24 protein-coding genes and 3 rRNA genes are annotated in these 23,290 nt (G+C 43.3%); 21 read left to right on the top strand and 6 right to left on the bottom strand.

Annotation, left to right across the window (positions count from 1 at the left end):
* Window positions 1-55: 55 nt before the first annotated feature.
* The 6 genes from ABZP26_RS15355 to ABZP26_RS15330 all read right to left on the bottom strand — a co-directional run bounded on the left by ABZP26_RS15355 (window position 56) and on the right by ABZP26_RS15330 (window position 6,327).
* Window positions 56-1,294, bottom strand: a complete 1,239-nt coding sequence (locus ABZP26_RS15355) for an ABC transporter permease (protein ID WP_013466081.1) — start codon at window positions 1,292-1,294, stop codon at window positions 56-58.
* Window positions 1,287-1,994 (bottom strand): ABC transporter ATP-binding protein, encoded by a 708-nt coding sequence (locus ABZP26_RS15350; RefSeq protein WP_033102758.1) that lies wholly within the window; start codon window positions 1,992-1,994, stop codon window positions 1,287-1,289. Before ABZP26_RS15350 ends, ABZP26_RS15355 begins: the two co-directional genes overlap by 8 nt.
* On the bottom strand, window positions 1,994-3,160 hold the full coding sequence (locus ABZP26_RS15345) for an efflux RND transporter periplasmic adaptor subunit (RefSeq protein ID WP_033102757.1): 1,167 nt from the start codon (window positions 3,158-3,160) through the stop codon (window positions 1,994-1,996). Before ABZP26_RS15345 ends, ABZP26_RS15350 begins: the two co-directional genes overlap by 1 nt.
* 48 nt (window positions 3,161-3,208) lie before the next feature.
* Window positions 3,209-3,919 carry a YIP1 family protein gene (locus ABZP26_RS15340; RefSeq protein ID WP_013466079.1) on the bottom strand — a complete coding sequence of 237 codons (711 nt, stop codon included), beginning with the start codon at window positions 3,917-3,919 and terminating at the stop codon, window positions 3,209-3,211.
* Between the two features lie 194 nt (window positions 3,920-4,113).
* A complete protein-coding gene (locus tag ABZP26_RS15335; protein ID WP_368485131.1) occupies window positions 4,114-4,791 on the bottom strand; it encodes a TorF family putative porin in 678 nt (225 codons plus the stop codon).
* A 372-nt stretch (window positions 4,792-5,163) separates the two neighbouring features.
* Window positions 5,164-6,327, bottom strand: a complete 1,164-nt coding sequence (locus ABZP26_RS15330) for a hypothetical protein (protein ID WP_033102756.1) — start codon at window positions 6,325-6,327, stop codon at window positions 5,164-5,166.
* Between the two features lie 266 nt (window positions 6,328-6,593).
* On the opposite strand from ABZP26_RS15330, the gene ABZP26_RS15325 reads away from it, so the two are divergent.
* The 21 genes from ABZP26_RS15325 to rrf all read left to right on the top strand — a co-directional run bounded on the left by ABZP26_RS15325 (window position 6,594) and on the right by rrf (window position 23,244).
* The gene (locus ABZP26_RS15325) at window positions 6,594-8,552 is read left to right on the top strand and encodes an AsmA family protein (protein ID WP_033102755.1); all 1,959 of its coding nucleotides are present in this window, start codon (window positions 6,594-6,596) and stop codon (window positions 8,550-8,552) included.
* 274 nt (window positions 8,553-8,826) lie between these two features.
* Window positions 8,827-9,195: a 50S ribosomal protein L14 gene (gene rplN / locus ABZP26_RS15320; RefSeq protein ID WP_008115397.1), complete on the top strand. Its 369-nt coding sequence runs from the start codon at window positions 8,827-8,829 to the stop codon at window positions 9,193-9,195.
* Between the two features lie 10 nt (window positions 9,196-9,205).
* Window positions 9,206-9,520: a 50S ribosomal protein L24 gene (gene rplX, locus ABZP26_RS15315; RefSeq protein ID WP_004589210.1), complete on the top strand. Its 315-nt coding sequence runs from the start codon at window positions 9,206-9,208 to the stop codon at window positions 9,518-9,520.
* A 16-nt stretch (window positions 9,521-9,536) separates the two neighbouring features.
* Window positions 9,537-10,076 carry a 50S ribosomal protein L5 gene (gene rplE / locus ABZP26_RS15310; protein WP_010392500.1) on the top strand — a complete coding sequence of 180 codons (540 nt, stop codon included), beginning with the start codon at window positions 9,537-9,539 and terminating at the stop codon, window positions 10,074-10,076.
* Between the two features lie 10 nt (window positions 10,077-10,086).
* Window positions 10,087-10,392, top strand: coding sequence for a 30S ribosomal protein S14 (gene rpsN, locus ABZP26_RS15305; RefSeq protein ID WP_006794245.1), 306 nt, complete (start codon window positions 10,087-10,089; stop codon window positions 10,390-10,392).
* Between the two features lie 21 nt (window positions 10,393-10,413).
* Window positions 10,414-10,806, top strand: a complete 393-nt coding sequence (gene rpsH / locus ABZP26_RS15300) for a 30S ribosomal protein S8 (RefSeq protein WP_016899320.1) — start codon at window positions 10,414-10,416, stop codon at window positions 10,804-10,806.
* A gap of 13 nt (window positions 10,807-10,819) precedes the next feature.
* Entirely contained in the window at window positions 10,820-11,353 is a 534-nt protein-coding gene (gene rplF / locus ABZP26_RS15295) for a 50S ribosomal protein L6 (RefSeq protein ID WP_006794247.1), read from the top strand.
* Between the two features lie 9 nt (window positions 11,354-11,362).
* A complete protein-coding gene (gene rplR, locus ABZP26_RS15290) occupies window positions 11,363-11,713 on the top strand; it encodes a 50S ribosomal protein L18 (RefSeq protein ID WP_008115388.1) in 351 nt (116 codons plus the stop codon).
* 9 nt (window positions 11,714-11,722) lie between these two features.
* The gene (gene rpsE / locus ABZP26_RS15285) at window positions 11,723-12,229 is read left to right on the top strand and encodes a 30S ribosomal protein S5 (protein WP_008115387.1); all 507 of its coding nucleotides are present in this window, start codon (window positions 11,723-11,725) and stop codon (window positions 12,227-12,229) included.
* Between the two features lie 3 nt (window positions 12,230-12,232).
* A complete protein-coding gene (gene rpmD, locus ABZP26_RS15280; protein WP_008115384.1) occupies window positions 12,233-12,415 on the top strand; it encodes a 50S ribosomal protein L30 in 183 nt (60 codons plus the stop codon).
* 4 nt (window positions 12,416-12,419) lie between these two features.
* Window positions 12,420-12,854, top strand: coding sequence for a 50S ribosomal protein L15 (gene rplO, locus ABZP26_RS15275; protein WP_013466073.1), 435 nt, complete (start codon window positions 12,420-12,422; stop codon window positions 12,852-12,854).
* A gap of 10 nt (window positions 12,855-12,864) precedes the next feature.
* Window positions 12,865-14,193, top strand: coding sequence for a preprotein translocase subunit SecY (gene secY, locus ABZP26_RS15270; RefSeq protein ID WP_008115380.1), 1,329 nt, complete (start codon window positions 12,865-12,867; stop codon window positions 14,191-14,193).
* A gap of 22 nt (window positions 14,194-14,215) precedes the next feature.
* Window positions 14,216-14,329, top strand: a complete 114-nt coding sequence (gene rpmJ, locus ABZP26_RS15265; RefSeq protein WP_002959476.1) for a 50S ribosomal protein L36 — start codon at window positions 14,216-14,218, stop codon at window positions 14,327-14,329.
* Window positions 14,330-14,454: 125 nt separating this feature from the next.
* Complete coding sequence (gene rpsM, locus ABZP26_RS15260) at window positions 14,455-14,811, top strand: 30S ribosomal protein S13 (protein WP_008115377.1); 357 nt, start codon at window positions 14,455-14,457, stop codon at window positions 14,809-14,811.
* A gap of 12 nt (window positions 14,812-14,823) precedes the next feature.
* Complete coding sequence (rpsK, locus tag ABZP26_RS15255; protein ID WP_002959471.1) at window positions 14,824-15,210, top strand: 30S ribosomal protein S11; 387 nt, start codon at window positions 14,824-14,826, stop codon at window positions 15,208-15,210.
* A gap of 21 nt (window positions 15,211-15,231) precedes the next feature.
* Window positions 15,232-15,852, top strand: coding sequence for a 30S ribosomal protein S4 (gene rpsD / locus ABZP26_RS15250; protein WP_002959461.1), 621 nt, complete (start codon window positions 15,232-15,234; stop codon window positions 15,850-15,852).
* Between the two features lie 24 nt (window positions 15,853-15,876).
* The gene (gene rpoA / locus ABZP26_RS15245) at window positions 15,877-16,863 is read left to right on the top strand and encodes a DNA-directed RNA polymerase subunit alpha (protein ID WP_008115371.1); all 987 of its coding nucleotides are present in this window, start codon (window positions 15,877-15,879) and stop codon (window positions 16,861-16,863) included.
* 39 nt (window positions 16,864-16,902) lie between these two features.
* Complete coding sequence (gene rplQ / locus ABZP26_RS15240; protein ID WP_013466072.1) at window positions 16,903-17,304, top strand: 50S ribosomal protein L17; 402 nt, start codon at window positions 16,903-16,905, stop codon at window positions 17,302-17,304.
* Window positions 17,305-18,285: 981 nt separating this feature from the next.
* Window positions 18,286-19,819 (top strand): 16S ribosomal RNA (locus ABZP26_RS15235).
* Window positions 19,820-20,111: 292 nt separating this feature from the next.
* Window positions 20,112-22,998, top strand: a 23S ribosomal RNA gene (locus ABZP26_RS15230).
* A gap of 131 nt (window positions 22,999-23,129) precedes the next feature.
* Window positions 23,130-23,244 (top strand): 5S ribosomal RNA (rrf, locus tag ABZP26_RS15225).
* Together the 16S, 23S and 5S rRNA genes form the textbook arrangement of a ribosomal RNA operon.
* The last annotated feature ends 46 nt before the right edge of the window (window positions 23,245-23,290 follow it).

The raw sequence follows: 23,290 nt of genomic DNA, 5'->3' as shown, positions 1-23,290 counted from the left end.
AAAGTCAGCTATTTTAGGATACTATTTTAAGCAAACAGGTCGCTATTTTGAGTGTTTATTCATAACGTAAGGCATCAATGGGATTAAGCCTAGCTGCTTTTATTGCGGGAGCTAAACCAAATACAATACCGATTAAAGAGGTAAAACCAAACGACAGCATAATAGCCCAGCCTGGTATATAAGCGTCGGGCATGCTTGGTACAGAGAGCGAAATGAGCTCGGCAGCACCATAGCCAATGACTAAGCCAATTAAGCCTCCAAATAATGACAGCACCACGGCTTCAACTAAAAATTGCAGCATGATAAAACCAGGAGTCGCCCCCAGTGCTTTTAATGTGCCTATCACACGGGTGCGTTCGGTGACAGATACAAGCATAATGTTCATTACACCAATACCGCCAACAACAAGACTGATACCTACAATCCCTGCGGTAATTGCTGTAGCGCTACCTGTAAATTTATCAACGTTAGCGCGTGCTTTTTCAGCTGTTTCAAATTCAAAGTCGTTTTCTTGATTGTCTTTTAGTTTATGTAATTGGCGTAAAATGCGAGTGATTTTAGCAAGTACCAATTCTTCATCACTGTCTTCTTTGAGTCTAAACATAATTTGTACATTGCTGCTGCTACTTGGACCCTCTAATGCGCTCATGGTACTGATGGGAATATTAATATAATCGTCTTGATCGAACCCCAATAAACTACCTTGTTTTTCAGCCACGCCAATAATTCTAAACCACTCGCCGCCAAGTTTAATATATTCGCCTACAGGGTTTTTTGGCAGGTTTAGCTTTTCAATAATGGATGGACCAATAAAAGCGACTCGACGGCGCTTTTCATCATCCTCTGCGCGAATAAAGCGCCCAAGTTCTGGAAAGGTTCTATACGCTTTTTGGTAATCTTGCTCTGTACCCATTACTCGTGATGAGTGGCTTTTATTTCCATATTCAGCGCCACCAGAAAAACGCCAAGTAAACATCAGTGCAGTGAGTGTTTCAGCCTCTTTTACTCGGGCTTTTAAGACTAAAAAATCGTTGTAAGTGAGTTTAGCATTTTTGCCCACCATTTCTTGTTCAATGCTGGTAAAGGGTTTAATTGTGGTTACATCAGGTGCCATATCTGCGAGTTGATCGTTAATTTGCTTAGTAAAGCCTTGCATAACGGCTACCACTGTAATAACCGCGGCAACCCCAATTATAATCCCTAAACAAGTGAGTGCGCTTCGCATGGCATTGGCTTTAATGGCCATTAGTGCTGCTTTTGTTCCTTCCATAATTGCAATAGCAGATTTAAACATGCTGTTTGTCTCCTTCACCTTTACGCACATCGCTCACTACCTTGCCATCAACTAAGCGAATAACTCGCTGGCAATGATCTGCAATATCTTGTTCGTGAGTTACCAAAATAATGGTGTGGCCTTCATTATGTAGCTCATCAAATAGCGCCATAATTTCAGTGGTAGTTTTGCTGTCTAGATTCCCGGTTGGTTCGTCACCGAGTAAAATATGCGGTTTAGTCACTAGCGCTCGTGCAATGGCAACACGCTGGCGTTGCCCACCAGACAACTGGCTTGATAGATGATCCACTTTATCACCGAGTCCTACACGTTTGAGTGCATCGAGGGCTTTTTGTTTACGTTGTTTTGCGGGTATAAACCTATAAACCAAAGGCTGCATCACATTTTCAAGTGCCGACGCACGCGGAAGTAAGTTAAAGCTCTGAAAAATAAAGCCAACACTTTCGTTACGCTGATGAGCGAGCTCGGTTTCTGTCATACTTTTTACAAGTTTATCTTTTAAAAAGTAATCCCCAGTAGTTGGAGTATCTAAGCAACCCAATAAGTTCATTAAAGTTGACTTACCTGAACCTGAAGGACCGATTATAGCGACATACTCGTTTTCATTAATGACCACGTTTACATCATCTAGGGCCTTAAATATTTGCTCACCCATTTTGTATTGCTTGTTAATATGCTCAAGCTTGATTACCGCCGACATTATTGCGCATCCTTGGCAGTTGTTTGCTTAACTTTTACCGTATCATTTTCTTTTAGTTTACTGATAGGACGTGCAGGGCCAATAACAATTCGCTCCCCTTTATTTAAACCTTGGGTAATTGCTTGCTCTATATCTGAAGAAATACCCACTTCTACATAGGCTTTGCTTACAGTGTTATCGTCGTTTAAACGCCATACAAACGTTTTGTCATCTTCTTTTTGTACGGCTTCGATAGGGAGCTTTAAGCCATTCACAGCAAGGCTTGTTGCGATTTCTGCACGGCAGCTCATACCTGCATATAGTTGCCTATCGGTATTATCAAGTAACACTTTCACTCGAAATGATAAACCTTGTGAACCTGCTTGGTTTTTTGCTGAGGTTCCAATGTTAATGACCTTGCCAGTGAAGGGTTGATTGGGGTACGCAGCAGCATAAATATCTGCATGCTGGTCCAATTTAATGCCAGCAATATCAGTTTCATCAACTCTGAGCTCAGCTAAAATAGCGCTTGGGTCGGCAACCAGCATTAAATCTGAGCCAATAATATTAGTGGTGCCGGCAATAACGGTTTCGCCTTCTTTAATATTTACTGAGGCGAGCAAACCACTCATTGGAGCACGAAATACACTTTTGCTAAGTCTATCTTCAGCGATTGAAAGAGAGGCTTTGGCTTGATTATAAGACTCTACTCTGGCTTCAATATCTATTTTGGCAAGGTCGCGTGCATTTTGTAAGTTCTCGTATACTTCTTGCCCTGCTAGGCCTACGTCATAAAGCTCTTTTTGACGTTTAAGCTGACGTTCAAAGTTCAAAAGGCGTGTTTTACTGTGTTTAATTTCTATTTCGCTAGCTCGCAATACCGCTTTATTACGTGTTACTTCTGACTCAAAAGCAGTGGTATCTAAGCGCATTAAAATGTCGCCTTGTTTTACACTTTGCCCTTCTTCAACAAACACCTTGTCGACTCGTCCGGTTACCTCTGAACGTAACTGCACTTGAGTATTAAAGACTAAATTGCCAGAGGCCATAATGGAGTCTGCAATACTACCTTGCTCAACCTGTGCAACATTTACCTCTGGTGCTTTTTCATCGCCAGTAATTTGCTTTGATACGATAAGAGCAATAAAAGCTGCAATTGCAAGGGTAATGATAATCGCTTTTTTCATTTTTATTTCCGTATTTATGAGTAGGCAGAAAAGTTTGCCTACATTCCTTTAAGCAACAATAATAATTGTCCAGATGCTGTAAATGATAATGGTCGGTAGCGCAGCAAAAAGAAGTGCTTTATTAAAGCTGAAATTAGTCCAACACTTTAACCCAATAGCAACCAAAGCTATGCTCCAAAGACTAAAAATACTTAAACTCTCCATCATATTATAGAAGCTATCTCCAAGCTCTAATCCCAGAAATAACTGATTTATAGACGCGTAATTGAATAAACTAATAGGTAATTCATTGTTACTGGCTGTAAGAACTAGCGCAACAACACCTAAACTTGAAATAACCATGGGCATCATGCTCCAAACACCAAAACCATACCACGCACCATAGCTATAATTAGCATCAGGGTCTTGCTTAGATATCAACATGTAATACCCAGATAGGAGTGCATTTATAAAAAGAAGGCCGAAAATACCCCCGCCAATTGCAAACCACACTTGGTTATCGAGGCTTTGCTCCATACTTTGACGGATCATTTTTTTCTCGCCGATTGTGGCATCCACACTCGCTGCAGCAACCTGCTGGTCTAAAATAAATTGTGAGTCTGCAGTGGTATAAAATGTATAAGCAGAGGCTGCAAGGGTTAGAGCGAGAAGTGCAAAAGCAAGCCAAGACCAGCCTTTAGCTTCTTTTAGCCCATTAAAAGCCTTGCTTGGGCTGATAAAAATGTCGATACAAGCAGATAGCGCGTTAGATGACTTCATGATTATTCCTTTATGATTTTCTCAATAGTGAACTATATAGTTATCAGTCATATACTAAGGTAAAAGCGAGGTAAGTTGATTTATTAATTGTAACGGTTTGTTAACAAGGTGTGGCGTGATTAGATCTAGTTAAGTTATTTAAAACGAGAAAGGGCCTTTCGGCCCTTAGTGTTGCAGCAAGTAACACATTCTTTTTATAGGCTAAAGTCGACAGCGTAGGCTACATAAGCTTTAACATCTGAGCCGTCCATGTCGTTATCAGATAGGCCAAAGGTAAAACCATCTTTAGACACTGATACACCATAATCAATAATATTGTCATCACCGATGAAATCGCCTGAGTAATGCCCTATGTGTAGCGCCATTTCAGTGCCATTGCTACCAACAGCGAAGCTGTAATCGGCGTTTAAATACAGTGAATCACCAAAATCAGTACCATCACCACTGGCAGCAGATGTTGCAAGTACGGCTGCACCAAATGTAAAACCTTGCACACTAATGCTACCGTAAACTTCTGAAAAATCTGCATCGGCACCTGATGCCGCATCTGGGTAAGCGTAATAAATATAACCTACGTCATAACTTACGTTTTCATTAATAGCGCCGCCAAAACCGGCGTATAAGTTTAGTTCGTAGGTCATTTCATCGGCCCAAGACGCATTTGACGCCCACGTACCTGCATAAAATCCAGATTCATTAGCGTAATCAATACCGCCAGATACAGCTGCATCGCCCCCAGTTTGCTCTTGTCCGCGCCATAAGTAGTTAGAAGTAGCGGCTGCATTGGCTGTTACTTCGGCAAATGCAGTAGTTGATGTCATTCCTGTTAATGCCAATGCACCGATGAGTATTGTTTTTTGTAGTTTTAGCATGTTTCATTTCCCATTGTATGATTTTGCACGCCAAGGTTTTTTATTATAAACGACTACAACCTTTTGAACGGCGGCGTATTATTACGTTACTGCAGGGGGAATTGCACTGTATGTGCCAGCTTCCATTTATTTAATAAAAAATAAATTTTATACTATAAAACAAGGTGTTGAAGTTATGCGCAAAGACGCTTAGTGAAAAGTATGTAAGGAAAGAACACACTGCTGGTGCAAAAAAAAGCCTGGCTGCACCATTAGAGCGCTACCAGGCTATCTATATTAGGATCTATTGACCTTTGAAAATTTAACCTTGAAAGGTCTACAGACCCTAACGTTAAGCTAGTTTATTAAAGCTAATTGCGTTTGATATACGTTTTAACCAAAAATGGTACGCATAAGTGTAATTGTTTCGTTTACACTACGGCCTTTTTGTACTTCGCTAATAATAGAGTCACGTTTAGCACGAATATGTTCTGGGATATCATCAGCAGCAAGAGCGCGATCCACTAAAATCTCAGCAGATTCTTTACCTCGGCGTGGCGCTTTACTGCTGCTCGAAGTGCTACGTGTAGGTTTATTTAGTAGCTTAATGTAGTTAGAGTTATCTGCAGTATTCGTATCTGCATAATAAAAAAAGCAAGGTATTAGCGCTTTTATATCCACTAACTGAGTTTCTAGTTCATTACCTGCATTGGCCATTTTAAACCATGACATAGCGTGAATGCTTTGTACTACATCTTGCCAGTAACGCTCAAAGTCACGGTTATTTAATTTGGTGATACCAAGTGCGGAGCAAAGTGCATCTAAGCGACTGTTACTAATCGGTGTAAATACATCAGGGCGGCGCATTGCTAATAAACGGGTGGCAGGCGCCAGAGTTGGTTTTTCATCACTACCATTAAATGCACTCAAATAAGCAATTACAAATTGTTGGTAATTACCTAGCGCTACATCACCCTCAAGTGGAATGTTGCTGAGTGCATCGTCGAATGCACCTGGCAAATCAGCCAGCATCAGGTGAAAACCTTTGGCGCTTTTGGTAGAGGCAAACCATTCTACATCAAAGTTATAAGTACTCGGATCGAGTGATGCCATATGCTTACCGCTAAAAGCGAGTAAGTCTTCAGGGATCATATCTTTTAACGGCTTTTCACGCAGGCCTGAGATATAAGCAGTTAAACGTAATTGCTCATCAAGTGCCACCAGTTCTTTATGTTGTTCTACAAACATACTCACTACCGGCCAAGGTGCTACCCGTAATGTTTTTAACTGTAAAAAGCTAATCGCTGAAATAAGTTGGTCGTGCAGTTTTTTTAATAATGGTAATTGTGAGGTTTCGAGTAAGTCGTAATTAATGCGGTCGCGGCTTGCACTTAATAGCTCGTAACACCAACCTAAAAAATCTTCTGGATGGTTTTCCACTTTCACGGCCATCAGGTTTAGGCTTAGCTCTGAAGATTGCTTCAGAATGTTTTGATAAATTTGACTTTCTTGTTCGCCTAATGCCATTTTTGACGGTGAAATTAGCAGTTTCTTCATGCCTTGTAGACTCTCCGGTTAGATATATTTTTTAGTCGCTACATTTTAGCTTATTTAGGCTAAATACAACAGGGGCGCGCATCATACCGAACAATTGCAGCAATGTAATCAGGGGCATGAATCTTTAAATTTATTAAAATGAGTTTTGAAAACCTGATTTTAAAAAGGGATGCCCTAATTGATATGTTTTTTATTTATTTAACAATGCTTTTAGTGTTAACTCCCGCTATGATAAGAACATTATTTGCACGTTTGAAAGGATGATCATGAAGACCTTATTTAAAGTTATTGGTGTCATATTATTGCTATGCATAGCGTTAATTGTTGCTGCACCTTTTTTAATTCCTACTGATACCATTTTTAATAAAGTGTCTGAGCAGGTTGAAAAAACAACCGGGCGCACATTAACCATAAAGGGCGATAAAACCCTCAGTGTATTCCCTGCATTAAAATTAGAGCTTAATGATGTGCATTTTGCCAATATGCCTAGCGGCTCTCGCGCTGATATGGCAAGTATGCAGCAACTTGCCGTTCATATTCCTTGGCTTTCATTACTCGGTGGCGAGTTAAAGCTAGAAAAGTTTGTCATTAATGAGCCTGATATTTTGCTAGAAACCGATAAAAACGGTAAAGCTAACTGGCAGTTATTTGATGCAGTGGCCAAGCAACCTGAGCAGCAAACTCAATCGGGTGAGGCAGTCAAACTACCTGAAAACTTTGATATTCAATTAGGTGAAGTCGCTATTTATGGCGGGTCGTTTACATATTTAGATGGTCAAACGGGTGCTAAACAACAAATTAGCGATTTAGAACTGGCTATATTACTGCCTTCACTGCGCAAACAGCTCGAAGTCAAAGGGGCTATTACTTATATGCAAGAGCGATTTGAGCTTGATGTAAAACTTGATACTCCAGCAAAAGCGATTGAAGGTGCCCCATTTAATGTAAAGCAAACGCTTAACTCACGTTTAGTCGATTTAACGTTTGATGGCAGCATAGCCAAACAAGGCCAAGATATTAAAGGATTATTAGCACTTAACGGTGATTCAGTTAAAAATATTGCTAACTGGCAAGGGGTTGACTTAAACGCTAAAGACAATGCGTTTAATGCCTTTAGTATCAATACCCAAATGCACTTGCTCAGTGAGGAGTTTAACCTAACAGAATTAGTTGCAACGCTCGATGCTCTCGAGATTAAAGGTAAAAGTAAGGTGAATCTAGGCAGCCGTTTAGCGGTTAATGCTGATATTGACCTAGGGATGCTTGATTTAAATCCTTACTTACCAGAAACCGTAGCTAAAAAAGAAGCCCCAGTAAAAGACGAGTCTAAGCCTGCAGAGCCAATAGTGTGGGATGATACTAAAATTGATTTAAGTGGCTTAAGTGCATTAGATGCAAATGTGATTGTTCGTTCAAGTGGTTTAAAAGCTAACGACATTAAACTAGGCGCTAATCAGTTTACTATGGCACTTAAAAATAGCATTGCTAAATTAAGTTTAGACAGCTTTGCGGCTTATGAAGGAACAGGTAAAGGGGTGGTGACTATCAATGCTCAAAATACCCCTTATAAAATAGCAACCAACTTCGATTTAGATAAAATAGACGCACAGCCATTACTTAGCGATGCTGCAGGCTTTGATAAGCTAATGGGCAAGGGCTCTTTAAGTTGGAATCTAACCACGGCAGGGCAAAGCCAAAAAACATTCATTAACGCGCTTAATGGTAAGCTAGGGTTCAAGTTCGCGGATGGTGCCGTTAAGGGAGCAAACGTAGCGGAAATGGTGCGTAAGGGTAAAGAGCTAGTTAAAGGCAACTTTAATGCCGTGTCTGAGGGATTAGATACAGGATTTGAAGAATCTGAGAAAACCGATTTCTCTGCACTTTCTGGTAGTTTTAACTTTACCAATGGCGTAGGCAAAAATACTGATTTATCGTTGATCAGCCCTTTAATACGCATTTCAGGTGAAGGAGACGTTGATTTACCGCAAACGCTGGTTAACTATCGACTAGTAACAGGCGTCGTGGACTCTATTGAAGGTCAAGGTACAACCGATGACAGTACTGGCTTTAAAGTTCCTTTACGCATAAAAGGCCCGTTTCATGACGTGAATATAAAGCTTGATGTAAGCAATGCTTTAAAAGATGAAGCTAAGCAAAAGCTTGATGATGCAAAAGACAAAGCTAAAGATAAAATTAAAGACAAATTAAAAGGTTTGTTTGGCTAATTTTAATTACTGATATAAAACAAGGCATCAACAAGATGCCTTGTTTGTTTTATAACCACCTGTAAATTAGATAAATAGCATAGAAAACCTCGTTTTAATTTAGCATCCCTATTAAATTAATTAAAAAATAACCTACCACTCCCCCCTCAATGCTGATACAATTGCCCGCCCTTAAGAGACATCTAGTATGTTTTTTGAGTGGAATTCAATCGAAATGTCTTGATTTTAAACAAATTTAAGACAAGTTGTAATTACTACACCGGAGGTCATTAACATGATCCAAATGCAAACTCAGCTGGAAGTTGCTGATAACAGCGGCGCTCGCAAAGTGCAGTGTATAAAAGTCCTTGGTGGTTCACACCGTCGCTATGCAGCGATTGGCGATATCATTAAAGTTTCTGTAAAAGAAGCGATTCCTCGCGGTAAAGTGAAGAAAGGTGATGTTAAAAACGCGGTAGTTGTGCGTACCAAAAAAGGCGTTCGTCGTCCAGACGGTTCATTGATCCGTTTCGACAGCAATGCGGCTGTTATCTTAAATGATAACTTGCAGCCTATTGGTACTCGTATTTTCGGCCCTGTGACTCGCGAACTTCGTAATGAAAAGTTCATGAAAATCGTTTCACTAGCCCCAGAAGTACTGTAAGGAGTCTATCATGGCAGCAAAAATCCGTCGTGATGACGAAGTAATCGTACTAGCAGGTAAAGACAAAGGTAAGCGCGGCAAAGTGCTTTCAGTTGTAACCGAGTCTGGTCGAGTATTTGTCGAAGGCATTAACTTAATCAAGAAACACCAAAAGCCGGTTCCACAGTTGAACCAAGCTGGCGGTATTGTTGAGAAAGAGGCGTCTATCGACGTATCAAACGTTGCGATCTACAACTCGGAAACGAGCAAAGCAGATCGTGTAGGTTTCAAGATTGAAGATGGTAAGAAATTACGTATCTTTAAATCTACTGGTAAAACTATCTAATAGTTGGAGTAGAATGATGGCGAAACTGCATGAAGTATATAAAGACAAAGTAGTTGCTGAACTTCAAGAGAAGTTTGGTTTCAGCTCTGTCATGCAAGTCCCTCAGATCGAGAAGATCACATTAAATATGGGTGTGGGCGAAGCCTTAGCTGACAAGAAGATTTTAGATAACGCTGTTGCGGATCTAGAAGCTATCTCTGGTCAGAAACCTTTAATCACTAAAGCACGCAAATCTGTTGCTGGCTTCAAAGTGCGTGAAGGTTACCCGATTGGTTGTAAAGTAACCCTACGCGGCGAGCGTATGTGGGACTTTTTTGAGCGTTTGGTTTCAATCGCTATCCCACGTATCCGTGACTTCCGTGGTGTGAGTGCTAAGTCTTTTGATGGACGCGGTAACTACAGCATGGGCGTACGTGAACAAATCATCTTCCCAGAAATTGATTATGATAAAGTAGACCGTGTACGCGGTATGGATATCACAATCACTACATCTGCGAAATCAGATGAGGAAGGCCGTGCGTTGTTAGAAGCGTTTAACTTCCCATTCAAGAAATAAGGGTAGGGTTATGGCAAAGAATTCTATGAAAGCGCGCGAAGCAAAGCGCACTAAACTAGTTGCTCAGTACGCTGAAAAGCGTGCAGCACTAAAAGCTATCATCAGTGATGTTAATACATCTGAAGATGATCGTTGGGACGCGGTACTTAAGCTACAAGCTTTACCTCGTGATTCTAGCCCTGCACGTCAACGTAATCGTTGTAACATTACGGGCCGCCCACATGGTTTCCTTCGCAAATTCGGCATGAGCCGTATTAAAGTTCGCGAAGCAGCTATGCGCGGTGAAATTCCTGGCCTTAAAAAGGCTAGCTGGTAATAGAATCATGGGAGTAAGACTATGAGCTTGCAAGATCCTATCGCGGATTTATTTACACGAATCCGTAACGGTCAGTCAGCGAAGAAAGTATCTGTAACGATGCCTAATTCGAAACTGAAAGTAGCAGTAGCTAATGTATTAAAAAATGAAGGTTACATCGCAGACTTCTCAGTAAGTGGTGATGTAAAACCTGAGCTTTCTATCGAGTTAAAGTACTTCGAAGGCAAAGCTGTTATTGAAAATATCCAGCGTGTAAGTCGCCCTGGTCTACGTATCTATAAGAGACGTGACGAATTACCAAAGGTAATGGGTGGTTTAGGTATCGCTATCGTATCAACTTCTAAAGGCCTAATGACAGACCGCGCAGCACGTAGTGCAGGCGTTGGTGGTGAAATCATTGGTTTTGTAGCTTAATCGGAGGGGAACTATGTCTCGCATAGCAAAGGCACCAATAAACGTTCCTGCCGGTGTAGAAGTTACATTAAAAGGCCAGGAAATCACAGTTAAAGGCAAAAACGGTGAACTTACTCGTACTATCAACGATGCAGTTGAAGTACAAGTTAACGACAACGTTATTACAACTTTACCTCGTGAAGGCGTAGCCAATGCATGGGCACAAGCAGGTACTGCTCGCGCTCTAATCAACAACATGGTTGTTGGTACGCATGAAGGTTACGAGAAGAAACTTCAGTTAGTAGGTGTTGGTTACCGTGCTGCAGCTAAGGGCAAAGTTTTAGACTTAACTCTTGGTTTCTCGCACCCAGTTAATTTCGCAGTTCCTGAAGGAATTACGATTGAAACTCCAAGCCAAACAGAAGTTCTAGTTAAGGGCGTAGATAAGCAGTTAGTTGGTCAAACAGCTGCTAACATTCGTGCATACCGTAAACCTGAGCCTTATAAAGGTAAAGGTGTTCGTTATTCAGATGAGAATGTACGCCGTAAAGAGGCTAAGAAGAAGTAAGGTAAGACGATGGATAAAAAAACAGCTCGTCTACGTCGTGCTAAACGCACTCGTAGAAATTATATTGAACAAGGCACAACGCGTCTTGTTATCCACCGCACGCCACGTCACATTTACGCTCAAGTTGTAAACGCTGAGGGTAATGTACTGGCTGCTGCTTCTACTGTTGAGAAAGCTATTAGCGAAACAGTTAAAGGCACAGGCAACGTTGCAGCTGCACAAGCAGTTGGTAAAGCGGTTGCTGAACGTGCGGCTGACAAAGGCATCGAAAAGATTGCTTTTGATCGCAGTGGCTTTAAATATCACGGCCGTGTGAAGGCGCTAGCTGATGCTGCGCGTGAAGCCGGTTTGCAATTCTAGGAGTAGACAATGGCTAACGTAGAAGCAAAGCAACAACAGCCTGATTTAGCTGAAAAGCTAATCGCGGTGAACCGTGTGTCTAAAGTAGTTAAAGGTGGTCGTATCTTTAGCTTTACTGCACTAACTGTAGTTGGTGATGGCGCAGGTAAAGTAGGTTTCGGTTATGGTAAAGCACGTGAAGTTCCAGCTGCTATTCAAAAAGCAATGGAAAAAGCACGTCGTAACATGATCAACGTAGACCTAAATGGCAACACATTACAGCATCCTGTTAAAGGACGTCATGCTGGCTCACAAGTGTTTATGAAACCAGCATCTGAAGGTACTGGTATCATTGCAGGTGGTGCTATGCGTGCAGTACTTGAAGTGACTGGTGTGCAGAACGTACTTTCTAAATGTTACGGTTCTACTAACCCGATCAACGTTGTACGTGCAACGATCTCAGCTCTTGAGAACATGAATTCTCCTCAGTCGATCGCTGCAAAACGTGGTCTTCGAGTAGATGAGATTTTGGGGTAAACCATGGCTAATAAAACTGTAAAAGTAACACAAGTAAAAAGCTCTATCGGTCGTTTACCGAAGCATAAAGCTACATTACGCGGTCTTGGTTTACGTCGTATCAATCACACTGTTGAGTTAGAAGACACAGCATGTGTACGTGGTATGATTAACCAGGTTTATTACATGGTTAAGGTAGAGGGGTAATTCGATGCATTTGAATACACTTTCACCTGCTGCAGGTTCAAAAACTGCTCCAAAACGTGTTGGTCGTGGTATCGGTTCTGGTCTTGGTAAGACTGGTGGCCGTGGTCACAAAGGTCAAAAATCACGTTCTGGCGGTAAAGTACGCGTTGGTTTCGAAGGCGGTCAAATGCCTATGCAACGTCGTCTACCTAAGTTCGGTTTCACTTCTCGCAAATCATTAGTATCTGCAGAAATTAACCTATACGAAATCGCTAAAGTTGAAGGCGATGTGGTAGACCTAAGCGCGTTACAAGCAGCTGGTCTAGTTAAAAAGAACGTTCAGTTCGTTAAAGTTGTTAAATCTGGCGAAGTTTCACGCGCTGTTACCGTTAAAGGCCTTAAGGCTACTAAAGGTGCACGCGAAGCTATCGAAGCTGCCGGAGGCAAGGTAGAAGACTAAGGAAGTACTAATGGCTAAACCAGGTCAAGATACACAAAGTGCACAAGGTGGACTTTCGGAATTGAAGCGCCGATTACTCTTCGTATTGGGTGCTATCATAATTTACCGTCTAGGTTCATTTGTGCCGATCCCTGGGATTGACGCCGCTGTACTTGCCGATTTCTTCGAGCAACAAAAGGGCACCATTGTTGAGATGTTCAACATGTTTAGCGGTGGTGCGCTTGAGCGAGCTTCAGTGTTAGCACTGGGTATCATGCCGTATATCTCGGCTTCGATTATTACGCAACTATTAACGCATATGTATCCGCCGTTTATAGAGCTTAAGAAAGAAGGTGAGCAAGGGCGTAAAAAGATAAGCCAGTACACACGCTACGGCACGCTTGTGCTTGCTACTATCCAATCAATCGGTATTGCCACAAGCTTACCGGGCATGATGAACGGGTTAGTTGTTAACCCAGGTATGGGATTCTATTTCACCGCAGTGGTGAGTTTAGTAACCGGTACTATGTTCCTTATGTGGTTGGGCGAACAGATAACAGAACGTGGTATCGGTAACGGTATCTCAGTTCTAATATTTGTTGGTATTGTAGCTAACCTGCCGTCTGCTATTGGTTCGACAGCCGAAATGGCGCGCCAAGGTGATTTGAATGTTTTTGTACTGTTGATGGTTGCGGTTATAGTATTCGCTGTTACTTATCTTGTTGTATTCTTTGAACGTGGACAACGACGTATCGTTGTTAACTACGCCAAACGTCAACAAGGTCGTCAAGTATTTGCTGCTCAAAGCACGCATTTACCTCTGAAAGTAAATATGGCGGGTGTTATTCCACCAATCTTCGCTAGCAGTATAATTCTGTTCCCTGGTACAATTGCAAGCTGGTTCGGCCAGGGTGAAGGTCCGGTTGCTGATGTGCTACAAGCAATTGCTACAACGTTGACTCCAGGTCAGCCTTTGTATGCAATGGTTTTAGCTGCGGCTATCATCTTCTTCTGCTTTTTCTACACAGCGTTGGTTTTTAACCCGCGTGAAACGGCAGACAACCTGAAAAAATCTGGCGCATTTATCCCAGGTATTCGTCCAGGTGAGCAGACATCTAAATACATTGATAAAGTGATGACACGCCTGACATTGGCAGGTGCTTTGTATATAACCTTTATCTGTCTGGTGCCCGAATTCATGACTATGGCATGGCAAACGCCATTCTATTTCGGCGGTACATCAATTTTGATTATCGTTGTAGTAATCATGGACTTTATGGCACAAGTACAGACGCATCTGATGTCACATCAGTATGATTCTGTGCTGAAAAAAGCGAACCTTAAAGGCTACGGTCGATAAGGTCAGTTTACGGAGTTGAGCAATGAAAGTACGTGCTTCCGTTAAGAAAATATGCCGTAACTGTAAAGTTATTAAACGTGCTGGTGTAGTACGCGTAATTTGCAGTGAGCCTAAGCATAAGCAAAGGCAAGGCTAAGTAAACAGTCGTGCAGGCTGAGGTTTCTCGGCCTGTGTTTTTAGTTGTGATTTGGTCTTCGTTTGAGTATCCTTACGGGCTTTTCAAACAGATGATTACCAAATTCAAATATAGGAGATGTGTTAGTGGCCCGTATCGCTGGCATTAACGTCCCTGATCATAAACATGCAGTTATTGGTTTAACAGCTATTTATGGCATAGGTAAGACTCGCTCTAAGGCTATCTTAGAAGCGACTGGTATCGCCGAGACCACAAAAATCGGTGAACTTTCAGACGAAACACTTGACGTATTGCGTGAAGCAGTTGGCAAGTACACTGTAGAAGGTGACCTTCGTCGTGAAGTTACTTTGAATATCAAGCGCCTTATGGACCTTGGTTGTTTCCGTGGCCTACGTCACCGTCGCTCTTTACCACTTCGTGGTCAAAGAACAAAGACTAACGCGCGTACCCGTAAGGGTCCTCGTAAGCCTATTAAGCGATAAGGGGATAGTAAAATGGCTAAGACACCAATTCGTCGTAAAAAGGTTAAAAAGCAAGTTGCTGATGGTATGGCTCATGTTCATGCGTCTTTCAACAACACTATTGTAACGATTACCGACCGTCAAGGTAATGCACTATCATGGGCTACTGCCGGTGGTTCAGGTTTCCGTGGTTCACGTAAATCTACTCCATTTGCTGCTCAGGTTGCTGCAGAGCGTGCAGGTACTGCTGCTCAAGAATACGGTTTAAAAAATCTAGAAGTTTTCATCAAAGGTCCAGGTCCAGGTCGTGAATCTGCTGTACGTGCTTTGAATGCTGCTGGTTACCGTATCACCAACATTACTGACGTGACGCCAATACCACACAATGGTTGTCGTCCACCGAAGAAACGTCGCGTTTAACAATAGGTTAGGAGAAATAACATGGCAAGATATTTGGGCCCTAAGCTCAAGCTGAGTCGTCGTGAAGGTACTGACCTGTTCCTTAAGAGCGGCGTAAGAGCTATCGACTCTAAGTGTAAACTTGAGACTGCACCTGGTCAGCACGGCGCTCGTAAAGGACGCTTATCTGATTACGGTTTACAATTACGTGAAAAGCAAAAAGTACGTCGTATCTACGGTGTATTAGAAAAGCAATTCCGTAACTACTACAAAGAAGCTGCTCGCCTTAAAGGTAATACAGGTGAAAACTTGTTACAGCTTTTAGAGCAACGTTTAGACAATGTTGTATATCGCATGGGTTTTGCTAGCACACGCGCTGAAGCACGTCAGTTAGTAAGCCACAAAGCGATTCTAGTTAATGGTCGTGTTGTGAACATTCCTTCATACGTAATTACTCCAGAAGATACTGTTGTAATCCGTGAGAAGTCTAAGACACAAGCACGTATCATCGCTGCTCTAGAGTTGGCTGAGCAACGTGAAAAGCCGACTTGGGTTGAAGTTGACGGTAAGAAATTGGAAGGTAGCTTCAAGCGCCTACCTGAGCGTTCAGATCTGTCTGCGGACATTAATGAACAACTAATCGTCGAACTTTACTCTAAGTAAAGTTAAGAGTTAAGAGAGGATAAAATGCAGGGTTCTGTTACAGAATTTCTAAAACCAAGGTTAGTCGATATCGACGCTATAAACCCAACGCGTTCTAAAGTAGTTTTAGAACCACTCGAGCGTGGCTTTGGTCACACTTTGGGTAATGCCTTACGCCGTATACTGTTATCATCTATGCCTGGATGTGCAGTAACTGAAGTTGAAATCGACGGTGTATTGCATGAGTACAGCGCGAAAGAAGGCGTACAAGAAGACATCATTGAAATACTACTAAACCTTAAAGGTCTAGCGGTAACGTTAGAAGGCAAAGATGAAGTTTTTCTGACCCTGACTAAATCTGGTGTAGGCCCTGTGACTGCGGCAGATATTCAGCACGATGGCGATGTAACAATTGCTAACCCAGATCATGTTATTTGTAATTTAACTACAAATAACAGCGAGATCAGCATGCGTATTCGTGTTGAGCGTGGTCGTGGTTATGTGCCGGCATCTAGTCGTTTATCCTCTGATGACGATGAGCGTCCAATTGGTCGATTGCTGCTTGATGCATCATTCAGCCCAGTTGAACGTATTGCGTACTCGGTTGAATCAGCCCGTGTTGAGCAACGTACAGACTTAGACAAGTTAATCATTGATATGGAAACAAACGGCACTTTAGATCCTGAAGAAGCGATCCGCCGTGCGTCTACTATCTTAGCTGAGCAACTAGATGCATTCGTAGATTTACGCGATGTAACTGAGCCAGAAGAGAAAGAAGAGAAGCCAGAATTCGATCCTATTCTACTTCGTCCAGTTGATGATCTTGAACTAACAGTACGTTCAGCAAACTGTTTGAAAGCCGAGCAAATTCAATATATCGGTGATTTAGTTCAGCGCACTGAAGTTGAGCTTCTTAAAACGCCTAATTTAGGTAAGAAGTCTCTAACTGAAATAAAAGACGTGCTAGCTTCACGTGGTCTTTCTCTAGGTATGCGCCTAGAAAATTGGCCGCCTGCAAGCCTAGCTGAATAATCTAAATCACTATATTAGTTTAGTTAGAAGGATAGGGTCATGCGCCATCGTAAGAGTGGTCGTCAATTAAACCGTAACAGTAGCCATCGTAAAGCGATGTTCAGCAATATGGCAGGTTCTTTGGTGAAACATGAAATCATCAAAACTACTTTGCCTAAAGCGAAAGAGTTACGCCGTGTAATTGAACCTTTAATCACACTGGCTAAGACTGACAGCGTAGCAAATCGCCGTTTAGCATTTGCCCGCACGCGTGATAATGAAGTAGTTGGTAAATTGTTCAGCGAAATCGGTCCTCGTAATACAGACCGTCCAGGTGGTTACACTCGTATTCTTAAGTGTGGCTTCCGTGCTGGTGATAATGCACCAATGGCTTATATTGAACTAGTTGGTCGCCCAGCGGCGAGCGAAGAAGTTCAAGAAGACGCACAGTCTGCAGAGTAAGTCTTTAAAGAGACACCAAAAAGCCGAGCTTATGCTCGGCTTTTTAATACCTAAAATTTATCACACGGTAATAGGGTCGCGACAAGTCCTCCCCAATTTTTTTATCAATAATAAACAACAGCCCCATATCAATAAAGGCAGTCTATTTGCTACTAACAGAAAAATAGTTCGCTTATTTAAATACTTTCTTCATGTTACCCCTGACCTATATATGCTATTTAGCTATGATTGGTAAAAATAAGCTAATTATATAACTTAAGGTTGTGATTAACGTCATAGGTTGAAACAGTAAATACATAAGTAAAGAAAGCCTTACCTATATGCTATGTTTTTTGCCAAATGCCCTTAGTGTTCTACTAGCTAAAATAGTTATAGCAAGAAATCGGATGCTATTTGCAAGCGATTTCAACATCAACATCAACACGTTATCATTAAAAAATAACTTATAACCTCATTTGAAGCTAAATATGCTTGAGTTTAGTTGTCTTTTTAAGCGTTTAGTTGTAATTTTGTTCGAACAGTCATTTATTTCAAGTTTTCTTCAAAAAAGGGTTGATCTGTTTTCGGATCTCCCTATAATGCGACCCCACTGAGACGGCAGAGCGCAACGCATAGCGAGGCACGAGCTACTCAGTGAGTCGAGTAAAACTTAGTTTCGAAAACTTTCAAGTTTAGAGAAATTAAGTGTTGACAAAAAAATAGGAAAGCGTAATATGCGCAGCCCTAGCGAGATAAAGTTAAACGCTTTAATCGCAACGTTCTTTAACAATATAAAGCAATCATCTGTGTGGGCACTCGTACAGATTGAGTTCTAACAGCCAAGCTACTTAGGTAGTGAGGCAAACAAATTTAGAGTCTCAATCGAAACTGAGTGACCAACAGAATAATTACTTAGGTAGTTATTCAGCACAGTCAATTCAATATCGAAAGATATTAAATAAATTCAGAATTCATTGAGCTGTCGAAAGACATAAAACTTTTTAATTGAAGAGTTTGATCATGGCTCAGATTGAACGCTGGCGGCAGGCCTAACACATGCAAGTCGAGCGGTAACATTTCTAGCTTGCTAGAAGATGACGAGCGGCGGACGGGTGAGTAATGCTTGGGAACATGCCTTGAGGTGGGGGACAACAGTTGGAAACGACTGCTAATACCGCATAATGTCTACGGACCAAAGGGGGCTTCGGCTCTCGCCTTTAGATTGGCCCAAGTGGGATTAGCTAGTTGGTGAGGTAATGGCTCACCAAGGCGACGATCCCTAGCTGGTTTGAGAGGATGATCAGCCACACTGGGACTGAGACACGGCCCAGACTCCTACGGGAGGCAGCAGTGGGGAATATTGCACAATGGGCGCAAGCCTGATGCAGCCATGCCGCGTGTGTGAAGAAGGCCTTCGGGTTGTAAAGCACTTTCAGTCAGGAGGAAAGGTTAGTAGTTAATACCTGCTAGCTGTGACGTTACTGACAGAAGAAGCACCGGCTAACTCCGTGCCAGCAGCCGCGGTAATACGGAGGGTGCGAGCGTTAATCGGAATTACTGGGCGTAAAGCGTACGCAGGCGGTTTGTTAAGCGAGATGTGAAAGCCCCGGGCTCAACCTGGGAACTGCATTTCGAACTGGCAAACTAGAGTGTGATAGAGGGTGGTAGAATTTCAGGTGTAGCGGTGAAATGCGTAGAGATCTGAAGGAATACCGATGGCGAAGGCAGCCACCTGGGTCAACACTGACGCTCATGTACGAAAGCGTGGGGAGCAAACAGGATTAGATACCCTGGTAGTCCACGCCGTAAACGATGTCTACTAGAAGCTCGGAACCTCGGTTCTGTTTTTCAAAGCTAACGCATTAAGTAGACCGCCTGGGGAGTACGGCCGCAAGGTTAAAACTCAAATGAATTGACGGGGGCCCGCACAAGCGGTGGAGCATGTGGTTTAATTCGATGCAACGCGAAGAACCTTACCTACACTTGACATACAGAGAACTTACTAGAGATAGTTTGGTGCCTTCGGGAACTCTGATACAGGTGCTGCATGGCTGTCGTCAGCTCGTGTTGTGAGATGTTGGGTTAAGTCCCGCAACGAGCGCAACCCCTATCCTTAGTTGCTAGCAGGTAATGCTGAGAACTCTAAGGAGACTGCCGGTGATAAACCGGAGGAAGGTGGGGACGACGTCAAGTCATCATGGCCCTTACGTGTAGGGCTACACACGTGCTACAATGGCGCATACAGAGTGCTGCGAACTCGCGAGAGTAAGCGAATCACTTAAAGTGCGTCGTAGTCCGGATTGGAGTCTGCAACTCGACTCCATGAAGTCGGAATCGCTAGTAATCGCGTATCAGAATGACGCGGTGAATACGTTCCCGGGCCTTGTACACACCGCCCGTCACACCATGGGAGTGGGTTGCTCCAGAAGTAGATAGTCTAACCCTCGGGAGGACGTTTACCACGGAGTGATTCATGACTGGGGTGAAGTCGTAACAAGGTAGCCCTAGGGGAACCTGGGGCTGGATCACCTCCTTATACGATTTAGAACTTATTTGTTCGTAGTGTCCACACAGATGATTGTTAGTTAGTTTGCTCTTTGAGTTGACTAATTAATATGCTCTTTAAAAATTTGGAAAAGCTGATAATAAAATTCGTATGAATACAGTGTATTTGTACAGAGTTTTCAAAAGTAAAAAAGAATGATAGCAGTATCATTCAGTGCCATTTAATGAACGTTTCGTTTGTTGATTGGTATCTACTTTAGTATTCAATATTAACTTCTGGCGAAGTTAAACTGTCACAAAACAAAGACCCGTTTGGGTTGTATGGTTAAGTGACTAAGCGTACACGGTGGATGCCTTGGCAGTTGGAGGCGATGAAGGACGTATTAACTTGCGATAAGCCTAGTCAAGCTAGTAAAAAGCACTTGAGACTAGGATTTCCGAATGGGGAAACCCACCTGCTTGCAGGTATCGTTAACTGAATACATAGGTTAACGAGGCGAACGCGGAGAACTGAAACATCTAAGTACCCGTAGGAAAAGAAATCAACCGAGATTCCGATAGTAGCGGCGAGCGAAATCGGAACAGCCCTTAAGCTTATTATGTGTTAATGGAAGGCTCTGGAAAGTGCCACGATACAGGGTGATAGTCCCGTACATGAAAACGCATTTTAAGTGAAATCGAGTAGGTCGGAGCACGTGAAACTTTGACTGAATATAGGTGGACCATCATCTAAGGCTAAATACTCCCAACTGACCGATAGTGAACCAGTACCGTGAGGGAAAGGCGAAAAGAACCCCTGTGAGGGGAGTGAAATAGAACCTGAAACCGTGTACGTACAAGCAGTAGGAGCCCACTTGTTGGGTGACTGCGTACCTTTTGTATAATGGGTCAGCGACTTATATTTTGTAGCGAGGTTAACCGATTAGGGTAGCCGTAGGGAAACCGAGTCTTAACTGGGCGAATAGTTGCAAGGTATAGACCCGAAACCCGGTGATCTAGCCATGGGCAGGTTGAAGGTTGAGTAACATCAACTGGAGGACCGAACCCACTAACGTTGAAAAGTTAGGGGATGACCTGTGGTTAGGAGTGAAAGGCTAATCAAACCGGGAGATAGCTGGTTCTCCCCGAAATCTATTTAGGTAGAGCCTCGGACGAATACTTACGGGGGTAGAGCACTGTTAAGGCTAGGGGGTCATCCCGACTTACCAACCCTTTGCAAACTCCGAATACCGTAAAGTAATATCCGGGAGACACACGGCGGGTGCTAACGTCCGTCGTGAAGAGGGAAACAACCCAGACCGCCAGCTAAGGTCCCAAAGTCATAGTTAAGTGGGAAACGATGTGGAAAGGCCCAGACAGCCAGGAGGTTGGCTTAGAAGCAGCCATCCTTTAAAGAAAGCGTAATAGCTCACTGGTCGAGTCGGTCTGCGCGGAAGATGTAACGGGGCTAAACTATGCACCGAAGCTGCGGATTCAAAATTTATTTTGAGTGGTAGGGGAGCGTTCTGTAAGCGGTTGAAGGTGTACCGGGAGGTATGCTGGACGTATCAGAAGTGCGAATGCTGACATGAGTAACGATAATGCGGGTGAAAAACCCGCACGCCGGAAGACCAAGGGTTCCTATCCCATGTTAATCAGGGTAGGGTAAGTCGACCCCTAAGGCGAGGCCGAAAGGCGTAGTCGATGGGAAACGGATTAATATTTCCGTACTTGGTATAATTGCGATGGGGGGACGGAGCAGGCTAAGCAAGCATGGCGATGGTAGTCCATGTGAAAGTGTGTAGGCTAGCGACTTAGGTAAATCCGGGTTGCTGTTAGGCTGAGACACGAGACGAGTCACCAAGGTGATGAAGTTGCTGATGCCATACTTCCAGGAAAAGCCTCTAAGCTTCAGATTATACCGAATCGTACCCCAAACCGACACAGGTGGTCAGGTAGAGAATACTAAGGCGCTTGAGAGAACTCGGGTGAAGGAACTAGGCAAAATCGTACCGTAACTTCGGGAGAAGGTACGCTCCGATTGGTGATGAGACTTGCTCTTTAAGCTGATTGGAGCCGCAGTGACCAGGTGGCTGGGACTGTTTATTAAAAACACAGCACTGTGCAAAATCGCAAGATGACGTATACGGTGTGACACCTGCCCGGTGCCGGAAGGTTAATTGATGGGGTTATCTTCGGAGAAGCTCTTGATCGAAGCCCCGGTAAACGGCGGCCGTAACTATAACGGTCCTAAGGTAGCGAAATTCCTTGTCGGGTAAGTTCCGACCTGCACGAATGGTGTAACCATGGCCACGCTGTCTCCACCCGAGACTCAGTGAAATTGAAATCGCAGTGAAGATGCTGTGTACCCGCGGCTAGACGGAAAGACCCCGTGAACCTTTACTACAGCTTGGCACTGAACATTGAACCTACATGTGTAGGATAGGTGGGAGACTTAGAAGCAGAGACGCTAGTTTTTGTGGAGTCGTCCTTGAAATACCACCCTTGTAGTTTTGATGTTCTAACGTTGGCCCCTGAATCGGGGTTACGGACAGTGCCTGGTGGGTAGTTTGACTGGGGCGGTCTCCTCCCAAAGAGTAACGGAGGAGCACGAAGGTTGGCTAAGTACGGTCGGACATCGTACGGTTAGTGTAATGGTAGAAGCCAGCTTAACTGCGAGACAGACACGTCGAGCAGGTACGAAAGTAGGTCATAGTGATCCGGTGGTTCTGAATGGAAGGGCCATCGCTCAACGGATAAAAGGTACTCCGGGGATAACAGGCTGATACCGCCCAAGAGTTCATATCGACGGCGGTGTTTGGCACCTCGATGTCGGCTCATCACATCCTGGGGCTGAAGTCGGTCCCAAGGGTATGGCTGTTCGCCATTTAAAGTGGTACGCGAGCTGGGTTTAGAACGTCGTGAGACAGTTCGGTCCCTATCTGCCGTGGGCGTTTGAGAATTGAGAGGGGTTGCTCCTAGTACGAGAGGACCGGAGTGAACGAACCGCTGGTGTTCGGGTTGTCATGCCAATGGCATTGCCCGGTAGCTACGTTCGGAACTGATAAGCGCTGAAAGCATCTAAGCGCGAAGCAGGCCTCGAGATGAGTTCTCACTAGACTTTTAAAGTCTCTGAAGGGCCGTTGAAGACTACAACGTTGATAGGCAAGATGTGGAAGTGGTGTGAGCCATTAAGCTAACTTGTACTAATTACCCGTGAGGCTTAACCATACAACGCCAAACGCGTTTTATGCGACAGTTTAAGCAAGAAGTTAATAGACTAAAGTAGATACTTGAAGACTTTTATTATCAGAATTCCAAATTTTAGTAAGCTCGATTAAATCGAACTTACACCAAATTTGCTTGGTGACAATAGCGTTTTGGACCCACCTGACCCCATGCCGAACTCAGTAGTGAAACGAAACAGCGCCGATGATAGTGTAGCATTTGCTATGTGAAAGTAGGACATTACCAGGCTCCAAATTAAAGAAAGCCCGACTAGAAATAGTCGGGCTTTTTTACG

This window comes from Pseudoalteromonas sp. SD03 (genome assembly GCF_040937955.1).
Taxonomy (GTDB): Bacteria; Pseudomonadota; Gammaproteobacteria; order Enterobacterales; family Alteromonadaceae; genus Pseudoalteromonas; species Pseudoalteromonas tetraodonis.
This window is presented reverse-complemented; position numbering and strand designations above follow the sequence as displayed.

Coding starts and splice junctions, on each gene's coding strand:
- rpsD (WP_002959461.1), top strand. CDS start 15,232: ATGGCAAGATATTTGGGCCCTAAGCTCAAGCTGAGTCGTCGTGAAGGT.
- rpsN (WP_006794245.1), top strand. CDS start 10,087: ATGGCAAAGAATTCTATGAAAGCGCGCGAAGCAAAGCGCACTAAACTA.
- ABZP26_RS15330 (WP_033102756.1), bottom strand. CDS start 6,327: ATGAAGAAACTGCTAATTTCACCGTCAAAAATGGCATTAGGCGAACAA.
- rplN (WP_008115397.1), top strand. CDS start 8,827: ATGATCCAAATGCAAACTCAGCTGGAAGTTGCTGATAACAGCGGCGCT.
- rplO (WP_013466073.1), top strand. CDS start 12,420: ATGCATTTGAATACACTTTCACCTGCTGCAGGTTCAAAAACTGCTCCA.
- rplX (WP_004589210.1), top strand. CDS start 9,206: ATGGCAGCAAAAATCCGTCGTGATGACGAAGTAATCGTACTAGCAGGT.
- rpsH (WP_016899320.1), top strand. CDS start 10,414: ATGAGCTTGCAAGATCCTATCGCGGATTTATTTACACGAATCCGTAAC.
- rpoA (WP_008115371.1), top strand. CDS start 15,877: ATGCAGGGTTCTGTTACAGAATTTCTAAAACCAAGGTTAGTCGATATC.
- rplE (WP_010392500.1), top strand. CDS start 9,537: ATGGCGAAACTGCATGAAGTATATAAAGACAAAGTAGTTGCTGAACTT.
- ABZP26_RS15345 (WP_033102757.1), bottom strand. CDS start 3,160: ATGAAAAAAGCGATTATCATTACCCTTGCAATTGCAGCTTTTATTGCT.
- ABZP26_RS15335 (WP_368485131.1), bottom strand. CDS start 4,791: ATGCTAAAACTACAAAAAACAATACTCATCGGTGCATTGGCATTAACA.
- rpmJ (WP_002959476.1), top strand. CDS start 14,216: ATGAAAGTACGTGCTTCCGTTAAGAAAATATGCCGTAACTGTAAAGTT.
- ABZP26_RS15355 (WP_013466081.1), bottom strand. CDS start 1,294: ATGTTTAAATCTGCTATTGCAATTATGGAAGGAACAAAAGCAGCACTA.
- rplR (WP_008115388.1), top strand. CDS start 11,363: ATGGATAAAAAAACAGCTCGTCTACGTCGTGCTAAACGCACTCGTAGA.
- rplQ (WP_013466072.1), top strand. CDS start 16,903: ATGCGCCATCGTAAGAGTGGTCGTCAATTAAACCGTAACAGTAGCCAT.
- rpsE (WP_008115387.1), top strand. CDS start 11,723: ATGGCTAACGTAGAAGCAAAGCAACAACAGCCTGATTTAGCTGAAAAG.
- rpmD (WP_008115384.1), top strand. CDS start 12,233: ATGGCTAATAAAACTGTAAAAGTAACACAAGTAAAAAGCTCTATCGGT.
- secY (WP_008115380.1), top strand. CDS start 12,865: ATGGCTAAACCAGGTCAAGATACACAAAGTGCACAAGGTGGACTTTCG.
- ABZP26_RS15350 (WP_033102758.1), bottom strand. CDS start 1,994: ATGTCGGCGGTAATCAAGCTTGAGCATATTAACAAGCAATACAAAATG.
- rpsK (WP_002959471.1), top strand. CDS start 14,824: ATGGCTAAGACACCAATTCGTCGTAAAAAGGTTAAAAAGCAAGTTGCT.
- ABZP26_RS15340 (WP_013466079.1), bottom strand. CDS start 3,919: ATGAAGTCATCTAACGCGCTATCTGCTTGTATCGACATTTTTATCAGC.
- rplF (WP_006794247.1), top strand. CDS start 10,820: ATGTCTCGCATAGCAAAGGCACCAATAAACGTTCCTGCCGGTGTAGAA.
- ABZP26_RS15325 (WP_033102755.1), top strand. CDS start 6,594: ATGAAGACCTTATTTAAAGTTATTGGTGTCATATTATTGCTATGCATA.